This window comes from Bradyrhizobium sp. AUGA SZCCT0105 (genome assembly GCF_018129565.1).
GTDB lineage: Bacteria > Pseudomonadota > Alphaproteobacteria > Rhizobiales > Xanthobacteraceae > Bradyrhizobium.
In genome coordinates, this window is record NZ_JAFCMK010000007.1 from 340,024 (window position 1) to 357,669 (window position 17,646).

The window sequence follows — 17,646 nt, forward strand, 5'->3', positions numbered from 1 at the left end:
AGAAGCGGGTCACTGCGAAATCGCAAAAGTACGAACGTACAGCGCAGAGATCGCCTGGCCTAGTTGGTTCCGGCCCTGAACGGCATTTCTGCCCACACCCTTCGGAGAAAGTCCTCAACGCGAGCGAGAATGGAGCGCGGGTAAAGCGCCTGGGCATCCCGGCATTGCTCGTTTCTCCACCACGGCGTTTCCTTATCAACCTTGTTCGACCCCACCTTGCGAAGCAAGGCACAGGCCTTGCGCTGGAGCGAGGCCGGATCGAGATCCCAGAAATCTATCTGGTCGGCAGCGGATATGAGCCGCGTGCCGTTCGCCGCAAAGGCTAGGAACCCCGGCGTTCCCGTGTCGTCTCCCTGCGGTGTAAGTTCGAATGGCGGCCAGCGCGCTCCGCCCCACAGACGGACAACGCCCTGCGACGAGGCTATGGCGACCAGCGATTCATTTCGGCTGAACGAAATGAACGAGGCGCCATGCGTGTCAACCCGGACCTCGCCTGCGTCCCCGGGGCCGAGATCCCATAAGGTGATCGTCCCGAATTGCCCGCCGATGAGCAATATCAGACGGCCCTTCTTGTCATGCGCAAAGGCGAGGTCCTGTACACGTCGAGAGAAGGGCGTAAGTGGCAACGCCCATTTCTTTGGCGTGAACCCAAATTTATCCACGGACCATAGTCGGATCTGATCGACGCCTCCTTCGGTATCGCCGATCGCACCCCCCGCCGCGAACGTCCTGCCATCCTCACTGAATGCAATCTCCCTGACGTGTCGTAGATCGGAGCTGATCCACGTCCCCCTGGCGGGATTGTCGAGCCTCAGAACGAATATGGGCTCCGACGAACCTTGAAGCGTTTTAGAAGGCCCCGAGCCGTACTGGAACGAAATCGCGAGCCACTGCCCGTCCGGACTCAACACAGCCCGCTGAGGTGCTTTGCCCTTGAAGTCGGGAGTGATGAAGTCGGAACTGCCGAGTGACACAAGACGCTCGGGCGGCGCACTCATGAGATTCTGGAACTGCCAGATCGTGACCTCATAGGGATCGTCTCGCAAACAGTCCTTGGGGGGCAGTGATCGTGTGCAGCCGATCGTGGCAAGACGCCGAGTGTGCGTACTGGCCGAGAACCGCTGAACCTCTCCTTTCCCGGCGGCGAACTGGACGACTTTATTTCCGTGCCCCTCTCCGAGCTCGAAAATTGCGACACCCGATTGTTCGGCATCAGTTGGCGCGCTCTTCAGCGCGATCCATGCGGTCGCCCCCTCCTCGGCGAGAAGTGCACCACGTATCGGCCTGCGAGTGGCTGCCGGTATGCGGACACGCAGGGAGCCCTGCTTGCTTGAAGGATCCAATACCGCGACATAGCCACCGAGTGTCGCTGCAGCCAGCAGGCCGCTGCGGCTGTCGACCGCGAGACCGTAGGTCTGGTCTCCAATATGGGCCCATCTGGCCTTTGCGCAGAATTCGGACGGCTCGGATTCGTGCAAGCTGTCAGCGACGGGGCTGTATTCCAGGCCGCTACTCGAGCCAATCGCGAGTTGCCAAGTCCCGCAGCCTTCAAAGAAGGCCAGGCTATACACGGCGGAAGGACTCTGATGGTAGATCGTCCTGCGGCTGGCGGGAGAGAATTGGGTGTCCCATAGATCGACGACGCCGCGCCAATAGTGACCGATGGCAACCTGGCTGCCGTCCGGCGAGTAGGTCAATGTCAAGATCGCGTCGTTTTCCGTACGCGTATAGCCCGACGGGCGCTTGCAATCCCAGGATTGCTCGGGGGCCGTTTCGCAGATCAGCACGTTGCCATCACCATCGCCGGCAAGGAGTGTGTCATCAACCGGTGAGAATGCTACGGTTTGGACAATTGCGGCTGCTGCAACTCCCCCACTTGACTTGACTGGCTGCGTGGACGGGTCGCCCCGCTCGTCAAGTTGAATCAATACGACGTGCTCTTTTCCGCTAGCTGCGACGAGACGGCCGTCTCTCCGGATGCTGATGCTTCTGATCAAGCCAGGCGAGGCATTCGTGCTGCCGATTCGATGCCAATCGTCGGCCGACCATACCGACAGCTCGCCGCTGCGGCATCCGATCACAAGGAAGCGTCCGTGAGGTTCGAACGCCAGGGCTGAAACTCCCTGATCGTCGGCGCAGGGCTTGAGCGACGGTGGGAATGATCCTGTGCCATCTGCCGAGCTCGCCAGGTAAAGCTGGCCATCGCTGCCCCCGAAGGCAAGCAACTGATCGGGCCGCGTGGGATGGAAAGCGACCGCATTGAAGACTGCGCCATCCTCGACGAACAGCCGCCTCAGATTGGTCGCGTTCAGAAGTGTCGACAGCAAGACCTCGCGCAACTGCGGGTGCAGTTCGCCCCGGATATTGTCTGGCAAGGCTGCCACCTTGATCCCGGCCTGCAGCGCCACAATGAGTGCACGGTTGATCTGGCCGCCATATGACGCCTCGGTAGCGCGCGCAAAATCCGCCAAAACCTCCGAGCGATCGCGATCCGTGCGCGCCCACATGACCCAGAGAGCGCTGCCCAGGAGCACGACCAGTGCGACGGCCGCACATGCCTTAAGGAAGTAATTGAACTGCTTTTCCCGGTCGCGCGCGAGCTGGTCCGCATCTACGTGGTCCCTGCTGGCTTGCACATAATCCCGCTCAAGTTGGTCCAGGCCGGTCAGCCGCAGCGCATCGTGCAACTGCCAGGGACTCAACAGGTCTGTAGAGGGGCTACGACCGCGCGCATCCCAGCGTCGTGCGGCCTCGGTCAGCGCCAACCGCTGCCGCACGGCCTCCCGCTTATTGCCGATCCATCCGACATAGCGGGACCAATTGCGCAACAGAGCCTCGTGCTTGACTTCAACCGTCGCATCACCGTCGGCCGTCGGGGTGATACGCAAGAAGTCCTCGCGCGCGAGCAGCTCGAGCATTCCGGGAGTACGCGGGTTTCCGGTATCAAGCAAAGTGCGCCGCATCCGGGGCTCGCGATAAGCCTCCATCATCCGGTCGATGCGCACGAGCTCGAGCAAGATCCGCTTCACCTCCTCTCGATTTTCCGGAAACAATCCGTTGTAGAAGTCCTCGGCGTAACGTTCGAGCGCGATCAGCGGGCTGCCGACCCGCTCGTAGACCTCGCGCGTGATGCGATTGTGGTCCCGCCTCTTCCACAGCGACATCAGGGCAAATTGCAAAAGCGGGAGTGCGGTATCCTGACCGAGCACGCTCTTGATCATGTCGTCGACGATACCCGGCGCCAGATGCAGGTTGACGAGGGCCGCCGGTCGTTCGACAGCCGCCCTGAGCTCGTCATAGCCCATCGACCATTCCTTCATCGAAAAGCGCGCGTGCCGAGCGACGTACGGGCGCAGCAATTCGAGCTTGTCGATTTCGTTGGCGAATTCCTCGCGCAACGTGAGGATGACACGGTTAGCCGGGTTCGATTGCAGTAGTGCATCAATGGCGGCGGCCATTGCGGCGCAATCGCGATTGTCGCACAGCGTGAATGCCTCTTCGAACTGGTCGACGACCAGCAGGGCCGGCGCTGCGGCCACCACGGCCAGCATCTCGGGCAAGCGAGCCGGATTGTCGCGCAGCGCCTTGGCTTCGGCAATACGATCGAACCGCGCATCGGGCAGCGCCGCATTAAGCGCATCCACCAGATTTTCGAGCATCGCATTGCCGGGGACGAATGGTCCGACCACTCGAAATTTTGGCGCGCCATCGACGGTCCGAAGCATCGGCAACGCGCCGCCCATCACGAGCGACGACTTGCCGCTTCCCGACGCGCCCTCGACCACGACCAGCGGCACCTCGTCCAAGCGCTGCAGCAAACTGGTGACGGCTGTTTCGCGGCCAAAGAAGAAAGCGCTGCTGCGGAACGATTCCAGCCCTACATAGGGGCACTTGTCGTCACCGAGATCAGGCAGGCGCTCGGCATCGAATGGGGCAAGGCGCGGCCGAGGGGCACGAATCCCGGCATGCGACAACATGGAAGACCAGTAGTCGAGCAAGACCTGGCAGGCTGTCCGCTCCTTGATATCCTCGACAAGGGTTCCGGTGGTCGCACCACGGTCGAGGAAGCAGCGGATGTTCGATTCAAGCGCCCCCAGGGCAGCGATCTCGCTTTCCGGACTGCTGTCGTTTCCGAGCCGCCGGTCCATGTCCTGGAGCAGGTCCGAATTCACCCGGCGCATCTCGGCGGCGTCGTCGAATGGCGCCGGCTGCACGGTGGCAACCGGTGAGTCAGACATTTTGGGGCTCCGGCTCAATTTGCTGGAGAATCGCCTTCAACGGCAGCGTCGTCTCACGCAACTCGGCACAGAAGCTCTTGAGGTCACTATCTACCTCGCGAAAGAGCTCGCCGACCTCATTGGCATAGTCGTTGAGCAGCCCCAGGACGATGCCGGCTTTGTCGCCTGCTGCGATTGCGGTTCTAATGCCGGCCTCGAGTTCCTCCAGATCCTGCCGACGGTTCTCGAAGACGGGGGAGAACGGCGCCATGAAGCGTTCGCGCATCCTCTGGATGGATTTCCAATTTGCAGTCAGACCGGCACGATTTGCATTGTCCCATGTGCCGATCCTGTATTGGCCGCCGAACATGCTGCGCAGCTTGTTGTCGAGGCCCTGCAACAGACCGTGGTCTCGCACACGCGATGCCAAGCTCCCGCGCAAGTCGTTCAGCGCGTCGATACCCGCGAACATGGGCTTAAGTTCGCGGTTCGCGGCGGCGGCCGGATCCAGCAGGCACACCACGGCAGTCATCAGATCCCGCAACTCGTGCAATTCCAGTTGCCGCATTGCCCGTTCGATCTCGTCGTTCAACCGCGCCGGTATCGCGCCTCCCAACCCTTCCAGCTCGCCAACGAGATGGTCGAAGTCCGCGGTGGCTTGCGTGCTGGTCACGTTATCGAATGCGAGGGCTGCAGCCTGCAGACGCTCGGGCAGTTCGATGCCCAACAGCCCGCTCAGGCTCGGAACGATTTCGGCCAACTGGCGCTGCGACGCTTGTATATCGCGTTCCTGCTGCTTGAATTTCCTTTGGGCGCTCGCCAGCGCCCGGACTGTGACGGTTTCCGCCAAATCAAGGCCCGACTCGAGCACCTGCAACTCGCTGCGAATGGGAATGAGAGATTTCGACTCGATCTCATGCAGCGCGTCATGGACGTTCTTGAGCAATCTAATCTCGTCGACCCCCCGATCGGCGGTCTCGATCACGACCCGCGAGCGGCTGACCGCGTCGGCGACTTGCGCGTTCCGACGGATCAATTTCTCGAGCTGCCGAATGCCTATCTCGCCGGTCGCGAGGTCATTGGATTGCTTGAGCTTGGGATTGCGCTTCAAGGCCTGTACCAGCCGCTCTGTATCAGCCTCCCAGTGGATTTCCGAGATCTGGTAGGCTTGGATATTATGAAAACCCAGCTCCCTGAGCTCCGCAGGCAGCTCGTTCTCCAGAGGCGGCTTATCCCTTCCGATCAGCACCGGCAGAATCTTCTTCGACCGCCTCTGCGCCGTGGCGATTTCGCTGCGAACCCAATCATCGGGAGCATCGAGCGACCGTAGGCCGGGCGATCGTTCGCAGGTAGACCATCGCGGTCCGATCAGCGCCACCAGGGCTTCGCAATTCTCCAGCCCGTCGCTTAGCGCCTTATCCCAATCCTCCCCCCAAGGGATGCTGTCCCCCCTCAAGTCCATGAACACGGCGTCCTTACCGAACATTCGGGTAAGATCCGCGTACAAATGACCGCCGGCCTCCATGGTGTCGATGCGTCGATAATTTATGAAAATCTCACGCATTGCTGACCTCAATCGACACAATAACTTCTGCACCGAACCAGCTTGGGCGGACTGGCAGACCTGAAAATCCTCTAGTTGTAGTTGAAATTTGGGGTAATATCAAATGCTCGCATTGGTAGATGGAGGGAAGATCAGCTGATCTGGATGAACAGCGGCTCTGTGCCCAATTGTCGGAGTGTGGAGGCATTTGAGAGGTGGCACCTGACGTCAGCCCCTCACCCGGCCTGCGCCAGCTATGTGCCGTGCGCGCACTCGTCGAAGGTGCTTTGCTGTTTGTTTCTCGGGCCGATTTCGGTCCTGGCGTTCGTGCTCATGATGGCACTTCCCGTCAGCGCGTCGTCGATGGGAGCTCGCGGTACCGCGAAATGCGATCGCTCACGTTTTCGCGTTGTCGTGGACGTCGGACATACGGTCCAGGCGCCGGGCGCGCTGAGTGCTCGCAACGTCACCGAGTACAACTTCAACCTTCGATTAAGTCAGGAGATTCAAAGACGACTGGCATCCGATGGTTTTGCCGGCAGCGTGCTACTCGTGACCGAAGGCGAGGCCAGGCCAAGCCTGTTTAAGCGGGCGAGCGACGCAAACGAGCTTCCCGCAGACCTGTTCCTTTCGATTCACCACGATTCCGTTCCGGACCAGCTACGTGAAGATTGGGAGTTTGAAGGAGCGCCAAGTCATTTCAGCGATCGATTTAGCGGCTATTCGCTCTTCGTTTCCCGCGACAATCCGCACTACGATGCGAGCGTGCTGTTCGCGACGCTCCTCGGGAAACAGCTGAAGGCACGCGGCTTGCAATATGCCCGCCAGTACACGGAGACGATCATGGGCAAGTACCAGCACGAACTGGTGGACGCTGAGTTCGGGATTTACCGATACGATCAGCTCATCGTGCTCAAAGAAACCAAGATGCCTTCCGTCCTGTTCGAAGCGGGATCGATCATCAACCGCACGGAGGAGCTGCAAATGAACTCACCGGAGCGACGTGATTTGATCACCGCTTCGGTGAATGACGCTGTGGAAGCATTCTGTGACGTTCGGGCTGGCGACTGAAAGTCGTCCGCCGGTTCGGACGATGTAGCAGCCGATCAGTCGGCAATGCATATCATCAGCCGCCAAGCCGGCGGGTCGGCCCCCTCCCACAACGGGCGAGGGACAACATGCCTCGCTAGTTGCAGACCTCGACATTACCGACGTTGCCGCCGGGGCCGCCGCCACCGCGGTACTCGAGATGGCAGCCGCGCCTGACCGGACGGCACAAATACGCATCGCACATGATCTGACCGCTGCCGCCGCCTTCCGCTCTTGCACGGCCCTGCGGGCGCGGAATGTCTGCGGACGGGACCTGTGGCTCGCGCTGCGGACGGAAGGCGCGTTCGCGGTCACGGCGCGGCAGACGCTCGTCGCTGTCGCGCTTGGCGACCGGCTTCCGCTCACGCCGCTTCTCGCATTCATTGTCGTCGTTGAGGAACGAGCCCTCGGCGCACACGATCCTGCTGCAGCGATCGCCGTCAGCCTTGTAGCCGTGCTCGCAGACCAGCGGGCAGACGCGGGATTGCTTCAGCTTGACGGCATCGAGGGTGTCGACGCTCGCGGTCTTGATGTCGAGCTTGGTGCCGGCATAGCGGTTGAACAGCGTCAGCGAGCGCTGCGAGGCTGCGTTCCAGTCGCCATCGACGGTGCCAGTCAGGCAGCCGACGCGGCGCAACTCGGCCTGCACCGATTTGACCACGTCCACCTCGGGTGACCCGGTGGCCAATGCGGCTACGGTCGTGGTCTTCTCGGGAGGCGCCGGCGGTGCGGCCGCAGCCTGCGTTGCCGCTTGATCGGGAACAGCCTTGTTCGTCGCGGCACGATCGGAGAGCGCGGTATCGGCCTGGCGCTTCTGCTCGGCGGCCGCGGCCTGGTCCTGTGCGACCTGCTTGGCCCGTTCCGCGGCAAGACGCGCCACTTCGGCAGCCTTCGCGTCGGCCTCGGCCCTGGCCTGCTGCGCCTTCTGCGCGCCCTCGGCGGCGAGCCGGGCGCGCTCCTGCTCGGCCAGACGCGCCTTCTCGGTGGCGGCCACGCGCGCGTCCTCGGCGGTGAACTTCTCCAGCTGCAATCTGGCGAGGTTGGCGTAGTAGCCGCTCGGATATTGGGCGAGGAAGGCGTTCATCGCACTCTTGTTGCCGATCTGCAGCGCCAGCTCGTAATCGCGACGGGCCTCCGACTGCGGCGTCGGTGCGGGCGCAACGGGCGCGGCGGCGGCAGCGGCAGCGGCGGGGGCCGGCTTGGCCGGTGCCGGCACCAGCGGCACGTCCTCGCCGCCGAGCGAGCCATAGACGAACGGCTCCTGGCGGTTATTCGTGGTCTTCAGCACCTCGTCGCGGACATAACCGAAGGCGCGGCGGACATCGAGGCCGGGGGTCGGCAGGAATTTCGACAGCGCGATCGTGAACGGGCTGTTCTTGCCGTCGCCGTCGGCCGCGGTGGAGCCGGCCTTCGCGGAATAGGCGATCAGCACGTTCGGGCTGGTCGGCTCGACCTTGGCGAGCCCCTGCCCGATCGCCCGGGTCGCCAGCGTCCGCTTCATGGTCTTGGCAAACGGATTGTCGCGGCAGGCATCGAGGATCACCAGCCGCAGTCGCCTAGCCGGCTCGATCGCGACCAGGATACGATCGAGCGAAAACGCCTCGTCATAGACGTCGGTATCGCGCTCCAGCCGGGCGTCGACCGGGATCAGATAATTGGCGCCGTCGACCTCGATGCCGTGGCCGGCATAGTAGACCAGCGCGATATCGGCATCGCGCGCGAGGTCGGCGAACTCGCGCAGCGCGCGGCGGGTCTCGATAGCCGGCAAGTCCCTGCGGAAGTCGACCACGTCGAAGCCGGCATTCTTCAACGTCGCGGCCATCACCGAGGCATCGTTGACCGGGTTGGCCAGCGGCGCGGTGTTCCGATAGGCCGAATTGCCGAGAACCAGCGCCACGCGCTTCTCGGCGAAGGCCGGCCGGCAGGCGATCAGCAGCAACGCCGCGACGGCGAGCAGCAGTCGTTTCAGTTTCAAGGGCCCAGACCCGTTCATGGCGACACTCTCGCCGTTTCCTAGCATGCAGGTCCAATTACCAGAAGCAAGCGGCGGGCTTTGTGAGGCACCTCACGATCGGTGCCGGCGTGGACCATGCCATCCTGACGATTAGTCGGCGGAAGCGGCCACCGGTTCGCATTTGGCGGGCTGCGACATTTCGTGCACGATCAGCAGCAACGAGAACAAGGAGGACGTCATGCAGGGCACAAGCGCACCGGTTCCAGCCGGCCGATCGCGCATGATCGGCGGCATGGCCCGAAATCTCCTCGCGCTTGCGCTGCTGGCCGGCTGCGTCGCGGGATGCGGCCTGGTCGACGCCGTGTTCGACGGCTTCAAGCACGCCAAAGCGGTCGAGAACGACCTCTTTGCGATGGTGGGGGTCAAACCGGCGGTCGGCTTCAACTGGCACAATGGCCGGCTCTCATCGGTGACTGTTACCTTCCCGAACCTGCTCCAGGACAAGCCATTGCAGGAACTTGCCGACGCAGCGCGCACCGCAGTCGGCAAGGAATTCAAGCAGCGCGCCGACAACGTCGTGCTCGCGTTCTCGCTGGGGCCGTCCGAGACACCAGTGGTGCAAGCGGACCAAACTCAGGGCAAGAACTTGCCTTGAGCGAATTTATTCCCCGCCTTGCGTGACGTGCTCCCGATATTGCGGCAGGTCGTCCAGTATCTCGTACCAGGGCGCCTTGGAGCCGACGAAGATATGCGCGGTCGGCCGGATCGTCGGCGCATCGCGCAGCGTACCCATCGTGACATGGACATAGGCGCCGTTGCGGACGCGCGAATACAGCAGCGACCCGCAGCGGCCGCAATGCGCGTCGTGGGTGAGCTCATCGCCGTAGATCAGAAGACCCTCGGCGCCGCGGGTGACGGTGAACTTCTCGCGCACGATGCCTGCAAACGGCTTGAACGCCGATCCCGTGGTGCGCCGGCAGTTCGAGCAGTGACAATTCAGCGCATAGGTGAACGCGTCGGCCACTTCATAGCGCACGTCGCGGCAGAAGCATTCGCCGGTCAGGATCGTCTCGTTCGAATTTGCAGATGCGGTCACAACTCACTCCTCACGCGGAATTTTATCGCCGGCCATGGCGCAATCCGGCAGTTCATGGCTAAATCCTAGAGCCCTTTCCGTTCCGATTGAATCGGAACGGGGGGCTCTAGATTCTCGTTTTGACGCGTTTTCTTCACGCGAACCGGTACCTACTTCGCTCGAAAACGCTCTAGTAGTTCAAATCCTGCCGGGAGGGCTAACCAATGAGTCAAGAACGATCCAGCGTCGAAAGCGTCGTGCAAACCTATTTCGACGGCCTCTACGAGAGCAATGCCGACAAGCTCGCGACGGCCTTTCATCCCAGCGCCGATCTGCGCTGGGTGGACAAGGGCGAGCTGAAGGTCCTCAGCGTGCCGGACTGGCTCGCTCTGGTGCGCAAGCGGCCGTCGGCGAAGGCCGAAGGCAAGCCGCGCGAGGACTTCATCGTCACCATCGACCGGTCGGACGACAACACCGCCTTCATCAAGGTGCGTTGCCAGCTGCCGCCGCGCTATTTCACCGACTACCTCGTCGCAATGAAGCTCGCCGACGGCTGGCAGATCGTCTCGAAGTCCTACCGCTACGATCAGCGGGACTGACCGGGCGGCCCACCGCATCCCTGCGACGGCTTTATGACACGCCCCGGCGGTCCGGCTCCGGCCGGACCGCATTGACTGGCGCTGCTTTCCGGGCGAATTGAGCCCAGTATGGAAGCCAAGTTTCAGATCTTTCTCACTCTGCTCGGCGTACTGGCGGGAACCGCCCTGGTTGCACGGCGGACCGACATCGCGCCGGCGATCCTGCTCCTGCTGGTCGGCATCGTGCTCGCCTTTGTGCCGGGCATGCCGTCGCTGGAACTGCCGCCCGAGCTCGTGCTTCTGGTGGTGCTGCCGCCGCTGATCTATTCGGCGAGCGTCGCGATGAGCTGGCGCGAGTTCAAGGCCAATCTGCGGCCGATCATCCTGCTGTCGGTCGGCTGCGTGATCTTCACCGCCTTCATGGTCGCGGCCGCGACCCACTATCTGATCGACCTGCCCTGGAGCATCGGCTTCCTGCTCGGGGCGATCGTCGCGCCGCCGGACGTGGTCGCGCCGCTCGCGATCGCGCGCAAGCTCGGCATGCCCCGCCGGATCCTGGTGGTGCTCGAGGGCGAAGGGCTCGCCAATGACGCGACCGCGCTGATCCTCTACCGCTTCGCGCTCGCCGCCATCACCACCGGGCTGTTCTCGCTGCCGAAGGCGACCGGCACGTTCCTCGTCATCGTTGCCGGCGAGATCGCGTTCGGCACGGCGGTGGGCTGGCTCAGCCTGCGCGCCCGCCGCCGCGCCCGGGATCCGCAGGTCGAGATCACGCTGTCGCTGATCACGCCCTATCTCGCCTACTGGATCCCCGAGCATTTCGGCGGCAGCGGCGTGATCGCAACCGTCGCCTGCGGCCTCTATATGAGCTGGAACGGACCGCTGCTGATCTCGGCCGCGACGCGCCTGCAGGGCATCTTCTTCTGGGATTTGATCATCTATCTGATCGAGGGCCTGCTGTTCCTCCTGACCGGCTTCCAGATGCGCTCGCTGTACGAGAAGTCGAAGGCGTTCCCGCTGCACGACATCCTGACCGCCACCGTGCTGGTCGCCGTCATCGTGATCGTCGCGCGCTTCCTGTGGGTGTTTCCCGGCACCTATCTGCCGCGCTGGATCAGCGCCCGCGTGCGCGAGCGCGATCCGCTGCCGTCGTGGCGGGCGGTGTTCGTGGTCGCCTTCACCGGCGTGCGCGGCGCGGTCTCGCTCGCCGCGGCACTTGCGCTGCCGTTGACATTGCCCGGTGGCGACGCCTTCCCGTATCGCGACCTGATCCTGTTCGTCGCCTTCGGCGTGATATTCGTGACACTGGTCGGGCTCGGCCTCGGATTGCCGCCGGTGGTGCGCGTGCTCGGCCTCGCCAAGGACGGCCGCAGCGAGCATATCGCCGAGCACGAGCAGGAAATCGAGGCGCGGCGCGAGGCGCTGAACGCCGCGCTGAAATCGCTCGACGCCATCACCGACGACCGCGAGCTCTCCGACGAGGTCATCAAGCTGCTGCGGTCGCGGCACGAAATCCGCATCAACCAGCTGCCTGATACGCTCGATCCCGACAAGCACGACGTCTCCGCCGCCGGCACCGCGCTGACACGGGAGCTGATCGCCTCCGAGCGCAAGTTCATCCACATGCTGCTGCGCGACGGCAAGATCACCGACGAGACCAGACGGCGCATCGAACGCGACCTCGATCTGGAGGAGGCGAGCCTCTCCAACCGGGAGTATCGCAGGATTCCGTTGTAGCGAACTCTATCCCACGTCGTCCCGGCCTTCGCCGGGACGACAGCAAGGAGCCTACTCCGCCGCGGCGTTCTGCCCGGGACCGCCGACGAAGCCCGCGGGATCGCCGAACCGTTCGATCATCACGGCCGTGAGATCCTTGGTCTTGCTGGTGACGCAGGCGCCGGAGCGCACTGTGTAGCGATCCTGATGCCTGGCGTGCGGCGGCGCCTCGCCCTTTTGCAGCGCGCGGGCCGCCTCCAGCACCAGCTTGCGGAAATGCATGATGCCGAGATCGGTCGGGCCGAGATGCTCGCGGGTGCGGTCGGCGATCGGGCCCTGGCTGTCCTGCACCGCGGCGTCCTGCTCGGAGACGCCCTTGATCCCGGTGTAGCTCTTGGTCCGCTGCAGTTGGCGGTCGATCAGATAGTCGTTTGCCTTGTTGCGCAGCGGCACGTAGTTCTCGTCGACGACAGCCATCACGCCGTTGCCATTGGCATAGCCGTCGCGTTCGGCATCGGTCAGCGGCCGGTGCGGATTCCAGGCGTAGGTATAGATCCAGCAATTGGTGTCGCTGACCGGCACGAAGGTCTGGCCGAACATGTTCTCGCCCGGCATCGAGCTCGGCGCATAGCTGTGGAACGGCATCAGGAACTGGGCGATGCGCCAGTAGATGTTGTCGCTGCCGGTGAGCCGTCCGCCCGCGACCGTCAGGCCGGCCTCGTGCGGATTGATCTTGATCACCGGCCGCGGATCCTCGGCGATCCAGCGCATGTGGTCGGTCGCGACCCGCGTCAGCGGGTTGACGAAATGCTTCTTGATGTCGAGGATCTCGTTCTCCTCCTTCTCGAAGGAGAGATGCGCGAAGGTGAAATGCGCGGTGTCGATCGAGCCTTCCACCGCCTGCACCCAGTTGCAGTCCTGCCACTTCTTGGTGACGAAGCGATGCGAGGCCGGCAGCAGCGCCATCTCCAGCGCCGGCAATTCGGGCATCTGATCGGCCGGGCCCATATAGGCCCAGATCATGTCGCCCCATTCGCGCACCGGATAGGACTTGATGCGGATCAGGTCCTTGGCGTTGAGGTCCGGATAGGATGTCGGCATGTCGACGCAGCGGCCGTCGGTGTCGAACTTCCAGCCGTGGTAGACGCAGCGGATGCCGCATTCCTCGTTGCGGCCGAGCCAGAGATTGGCGCCGCGATGCGGGCAATACTGATCGATGACGCCGACCACGCCCCTCGAGTCGCGGAAGGCCAGCAGCTCCTCGCCCATGACAACGATCTTCTTCGGGTCGCTGTCCGGCTCCGGCAGCTCTTCCGTCAGCAGCACCGGAATCCAGAACCGGCGCAGCAATTCGCCCATTCCCGTTCCGGCACCGGATTCGGTGAGGAATTTGTTGTCTTCGGCGCGGAGCATGGCATTTCCCCGGGAGTTGTTTTTGATTTTCCCGGAGCTTGGCGTAGCCGATGCGCGGCGTCAATGCGATTGGCTGCGCGGCCGGCAGCCCTGTCCCGCGCACTGATGGATTTACACCCGTTCTCTGCGCCGGCCGGTCCGTGCCCGCGCAGAGTGGTTCAAGGCAGGCTGGCCTTCCGGCTCACGGCTTCACGTAAGCCCATCCCTTCTCCTGCAGTTCCATCACGCGCACGACGCCGGACTTCACGACTTCCGCCTGCCTGATGATCGGGATCGACTTGTTCTCGGCCTTCTGCATCTTCTCCTGGGTGTTGCCGCAGGCCTTGAACGACACCTCGGGTGAACTGAGGGCCATCTCCTCGATGCGAGCCTTCACCGGCGACGTATCCTCGCGGAGCATGTGCAGGCCCGGGCCGAACGTGACCACCTCGACCTTCACCTTTTCGCCAAGGCCCTTGTAATATTCGGTCACGTTCGTTGCGTTGTTGAGCGTGAGATTCATGGCGGCAGGATCATTGCTGTTCACCTGCAAGACCAGATGATGCTCCTTCCCCTTCGGCGCCACCGGATCATGCATACGCGCATATGCGGCGCGCTTGCGCGTTTCGGCGGCGGATCGCGGCGTTTCAGATTTCCGGGCGTCGCTTGTCCGGTAAGTTGCGGACTGCTCGCCCGGCACCCAGTATTTTCCGCCTTGCTCGGCCACCGCCAAGGACGTGGAAGCCAGCATCGCGATGGCAGCCATCGCAACAAATTTCGCTACAGACTCAAAATTGCACATTACAGATCTCCATCTCGAAAAATCGTCGAACACACTTCTCAGTTGCTGGGCCTTGCGACAGCGAGCGGCCATTTGCAGATCGCGGCCATCTTCGCTCGCATCGCGTCCAGCCCCGCGAGCGAGAATCTTGCGTCATGGGCAGCCCCGGTACCGGGTGAGAGGCGGACAACAAGGACCGCGTTATCGGGAAGCGATTGCAACAAGCGAACCGCATCGCCTGCGACGGCGACGCCGGAACCAAACGCCGGCACAGTTGCCGCGACCTGCGTCGGCTGACCGTCGTTGATGCGATAGGAGATCGCATAGCCGTCGCCGCGGCCCGAGATAGCGGGTCCCGCGAAGGACAATTCGGTCCGCCCGCCGCGACACCGGATCGACAGCTTGATCGACGATTCGACCGAATCGAATGTCGTCGCAGTGGCGATCGGTGAATAATCGACGGGCGACGTCGTCTCGCTGATCGTCCAATTATCGGCTCTCGACGCCTCGCGGCGGGTCGGCGCAGTGGCGTGCGACAACTTGTCGAGGCATTCCAGGCGCGCTTCACGTTGCAGCTGGGAACAGGCGCGTAGCTGTGCCATGGGGTCTTCCATCCCTTGCGCCAGGGCAACGCCGTTGACGGCGGTGGTTGCGGCTAGCAGCGGGACGGCGAGCCTGGTCATTGCGATGCCCGTGCCGACTGACGATCGAGCCACGCCTGCGCGGCAGGAAAGCGCGTGAGACCGGGCACCGTCGCTCCGAGGTTGATCGACTTCCACTTCGGGTCGAAGCCCGGCCCCTGCAGCTTGTCGATGCGCGAGAACAGATGATCGACGAAGCGTGCAACACGCTCGAAGCGGTTGGTGCTGGCCGGCCAATTGAAGGCAACGAGAGCGGTCGGCACGGCGATCGTGGTGATGCGGTCACCCGGCTTGATCAGATTTGGATAGTCGGCGGCATCAAGAGCTGCCGGCAGATAATAGTCCTCGAACTTGCTGTCATACGGTACGGGCAGGAACTTGAAGCCCGATTCAAACCGGCCTTTCACAAAGGCATCGACCGGCTTCGATGTAATGAAGACGACGGCCGCCATTTCGCCTTTCCGCATCTGCTCGAGTGCGATCTGGTGCGGAATGAAGGTCTTCTCGACGTCGATGCCGAGACGACTGAAGATCAGCGGACCTGAATAGGCTGCGGCGGTACCCTGGTTGTTGAAGTTCACCTTCTTGCCGGCGAGGTCGCTCAGGCTCTGAATCTCCGGCCGAACGAAAATATGCAGCTCGGAGGGAAACAGGTTCAGGACATAAGCGATCCGTCGCTGGATGTCCGGCACCTGGCTCTTGTATTCCTCGAGTGCGTCGGAGTTGATGATCGCCGCATCGATGCCGCGCAAGTACAGCAGCGAGTTCAGATTCTCCACGGCCCCTCGCGTCACCACCGGCAGAACGTGCAGATTGTCGCCGTCATCGGTCACACGGGCTATCTCCGCGGCCAGGCGGATCGGCGCGCCCTCGAGAAGACCGCCGGCGAGGCCGACGACCCAGGCATTCATGGCCAGAACTTCAGGCTTGGGCGGAGGCGGTTCGGCCCGGATCAAGCGAGCCTTGTGAGGTCGACCAGACTGCGGCGCCGCATCCACCGCGGGCGGCTGCGGCGCAAGGAGCAGCGACACCAGGGCCGCAAGCAGAAACAGCGGACGCAATCCGGTAGACCTTTTCATCGACCAGCTCCTTTGCACGACATCCCGTCAGCGCGTTCGCTCTTGCTGCAAAGATCGTTCGATCAACGCAGCGCCTCGAATGCGCCTTGCCCCCTCGATTCACCGGCCTCAGCCTTCGCATAGAGATCGCGCGCCTTGGTCAGCAAGCCCTGCAACAATTCAATGTCTCGCCGCGCTGTCGCGAGTTCGCGGGCGAGCACGTCCGCGCTTTGCGGTTGTTCTGCAGCTGGACCAACGTCCCTCGCAGGGTTCGTCTTGGCTTGTGCAAGTTGCGGGGAATTACCGGCGAGGCCGTTGGACTGCGCGTGCGCGACGCCGCCAGAACCCGGCCCATCCGAAGGACACGTCAGCGCGAGGGTTGCTGCGCACCATAGCGGAGCCGCCCGGCGCATCATCCTCGGAGCAAATGGCGCTCGATCCGATCTGACGCGCGAGCCGGCACTTTCACAAGCTGAGTTCCCGTCGACGCGAATGACGATGCTCTCATGTCTGCGCGCGTCCAGTATCACCTGCCGCATGGTGATATCGCCCATTATGATCGGGCATCATAGGGCTCACCGGCTCACGGATACTATGACCCGCAAGGATTACCCCTGTTAACCGCGCAGCTTTGGGCAGACTGAAGCATCGAGCTCAGCCGCGGCCGGCGCGACGGCGCAAGGCCGACGCCGTCCTCACACCGGCCGCTCGCCCTTCACGGTCACGCGGGTGCCGGAACGGGTGTGCGGCCAGTAGTCCCACATCGCGCGGTGCTGGGCGCAGCGATTGTCCCAGAACGCGATCGCGTTCTCGGTCCAGCGGAAGCGGCACTGGAACAGCGGGTTCTCCGCATGCTGGTAGAGATAGGCCAGCATGGCGTCGCTCTCGTCGCGCGGGATGCCGACGATGAAGCGGGTGAAGCCGCGATTGACGTAGAGCGATTTCTTGCCGGTGACCGGATGGGTGCGGACCACCGGATGCTCGGCGCGGGGATATTCCCGTTTGTCGGCGACGCCATAATTGGCGTACAGCCCACGATAGGTCTGCTCGCCGTCGTGCAGCGCGGTCAGCCCGTCGAGATAGGCCTTTATGCGGTCCGACAGCGCCTCATAGGCGGCGTACATGTTGGCGAACAGCGTGTCGCCGCCACGCGGCGGGCACTGCTTGATGTAGAGGATCGAGCCCATCGGCGGCTCGAGATCGCAGGACACGTCGGTGTGCCAGCCTTCGCCATTGGCGCGTGGGCTATCCTTGTCGGCATAGATCTTCATCAGCGCCGGATCGCCCTCATTGGGCGCGGCCGGGTGCACGTGCAGCTCGCCGAACTTGCGGCCGAAGGCGAGATGCTGGTCGGGGCTGATGTGCTGGTCGCGGAAGAAGATGACGAGGTTTTCGGCGAGCGCGCGATGGATCTCGTCCATCTGGCGGTTGGAGCGCGCATCGTCGCCAACGAGCTTGCCAATATCGACGCCGGAGATTTCCGCGCCGATGATCGGCGTCAGCTTCTCGACGCCGATGGTCTCATAGGGCTCGGATTGGTCGGCGAGGTGGCGGTAGCGCGGACCCTGCTTGCCGGACAGCGAGCTCATGGGCGTTCTCCCG

At 63.1% G+C, this 17,646-nt stretch carries 14 protein-coding genes; 4 read left to right on the top strand and 10 right to left on the bottom strand.

The features are described 5' to 3' along the window. Positions 1–59 precede the first annotated feature (59 nt). Together JQ573_RS30560 and JQ573_RS30565 are read right to left on the bottom strand one after the other, a co-directional pair. Complete coding sequence (locus JQ573_RS30560) at positions 60–4,238, bottom strand: WD40 repeat domain-containing protein (RefSeq protein WP_212311975.1); 4,179 nt, start codon at positions 4,236–4,238, stop codon at positions 60–62. Next, positions 4,231–5,781: a toll/interleukin-1 receptor domain-containing protein gene (locus JQ573_RS30565; RefSeq protein WP_212311976.1), complete on the bottom strand. Its 1,551-nt coding sequence runs from the start codon at positions 5,779–5,781 to the stop codon at positions 4,231–4,233. The genes JQ573_RS30560 and JQ573_RS30565 overlap by 8 nt, the downstream gene beginning before the upstream one ends. A 312-nt stretch (positions 5,782–6,093) precedes the next feature. Between JQ573_RS30565 and JQ573_RS30570 the strand changes: the two genes are divergently transcribed. Continuing rightward, entirely contained in the window at positions 6,094–6,831 is a 738-nt protein-coding gene (locus JQ573_RS30570) for an N-acetylmuramoyl-L-alanine amidase (RefSeq protein WP_212311977.1), read from the top strand. 115 nt (positions 6,832–6,946) lie between these two features. Here the strand turns inward: JQ573_RS30570 and JQ573_RS30575 are convergent, their stop codons facing one another. After that, entirely contained in the window at positions 6,947–8,842 is a 1,896-nt protein-coding gene (locus JQ573_RS30575; RefSeq protein WP_212311978.1) for a caspase family protein, read from the bottom strand. Positions 8,843–9,083: 241 nt separating this feature from the next. On the opposite strand from JQ573_RS30575, the gene JQ573_RS30580 reads away from it, so the two are divergent. Further along, positions 9,084–9,458, top strand: coding sequence for a hypothetical protein (locus tag JQ573_RS30580; RefSeq protein ID WP_249132530.1), 375 nt, complete (start codon positions 9,084–9,086; stop codon positions 9,456–9,458). Between the two features lie 6 nt (positions 9,459–9,464). On the opposite strand, the gene JQ573_RS30585 is transcribed toward JQ573_RS30580, so the two are convergent. Then, positions 9,465–9,899, bottom strand: a complete 435-nt coding sequence (locus tag JQ573_RS30585; RefSeq protein ID WP_212311979.1) for a GFA family protein — start codon at positions 9,897–9,899, stop codon at positions 9,465–9,467. Positions 9,900–10,102: 203 nt separating this feature from the next. Here JQ573_RS30585 and JQ573_RS30590 point away from each other — a divergent pair, with 203 nt between their 5' ends. Further along, positions 10,103–10,477, top strand: a complete 375-nt coding sequence (locus JQ573_RS30590) for a nuclear transport factor 2 family protein (RefSeq protein WP_212311980.1) — start codon at positions 10,103–10,105, stop codon at positions 10,475–10,477. 108 nt (positions 10,478–10,585) lie between these two features. Next, the gene (locus JQ573_RS30595; RefSeq protein WP_212311981.1) at positions 10,586–12,193 is read left to right on the top strand and encodes a Na+/H+ antiporter; all 1,608 of its coding nucleotides are present in this window, start codon (positions 10,586–10,588) and stop codon (positions 12,191–12,193) included. Positions 12,194–12,244: 51 nt separating this feature from the next. Here JQ573_RS30595 and JQ573_RS30600 read toward each other — a convergent pair whose 3' ends face one another. The 6 genes from JQ573_RS30600 to JQ573_RS30625 form a co-directional block, all read right to left on the bottom strand. Beyond that, positions 12,245–13,585 (bottom strand): Rieske 2Fe-2S domain-containing protein, encoded by a 1,341-nt coding sequence (locus JQ573_RS30600; protein ID WP_212311982.1) that lies wholly within the window; start codon positions 13,583–13,585, stop codon positions 12,245–12,247. Between the two features lie 181 nt (positions 13,586–13,766). Further along, positions 13,767–14,399, bottom strand: a complete 633-nt coding sequence (locus JQ573_RS30605; protein WP_409334675.1) for a hypothetical protein — start codon at positions 14,397–14,399, stop codon at positions 13,767–13,769. Positions 14,400–14,404: 5 nt separating this feature from the next. Next, a complete protein-coding gene (locus JQ573_RS30610; RefSeq protein WP_312011677.1) occupies positions 14,405–15,124 on the bottom strand; it encodes a hypothetical protein in 720 nt (239 codons plus the stop codon). Further along, positions 15,025–16,065, bottom strand: coding sequence for a TAXI family TRAP transporter solute-binding subunit (locus JQ573_RS30615; protein WP_212311992.1), 1,041 nt, complete (start codon positions 16,063–16,065; stop codon positions 15,025–15,027). The genes JQ573_RS30610 and JQ573_RS30615 overlap by 100 nt, the downstream gene beginning before the upstream one ends. A gap of 62 nt (positions 16,066–16,127) precedes the next feature. Continuing rightward, positions 16,128–16,598 (bottom strand): hypothetical protein, encoded by a 471-nt coding sequence (locus JQ573_RS30620; RefSeq protein WP_212311994.1) that lies wholly within the window; start codon positions 16,596–16,598, stop codon positions 16,128–16,130. 141 nt (positions 16,599–16,739) lie between these two features. Next, entirely contained in the window at positions 16,740–17,633 is an 894-nt protein-coding gene (locus JQ573_RS30625; protein ID WP_212311996.1) for a TauD/TfdA family dioxygenase, read from the bottom strand. Between the last annotated feature and the right edge of the window lie 13 nt (positions 17,634–17,646).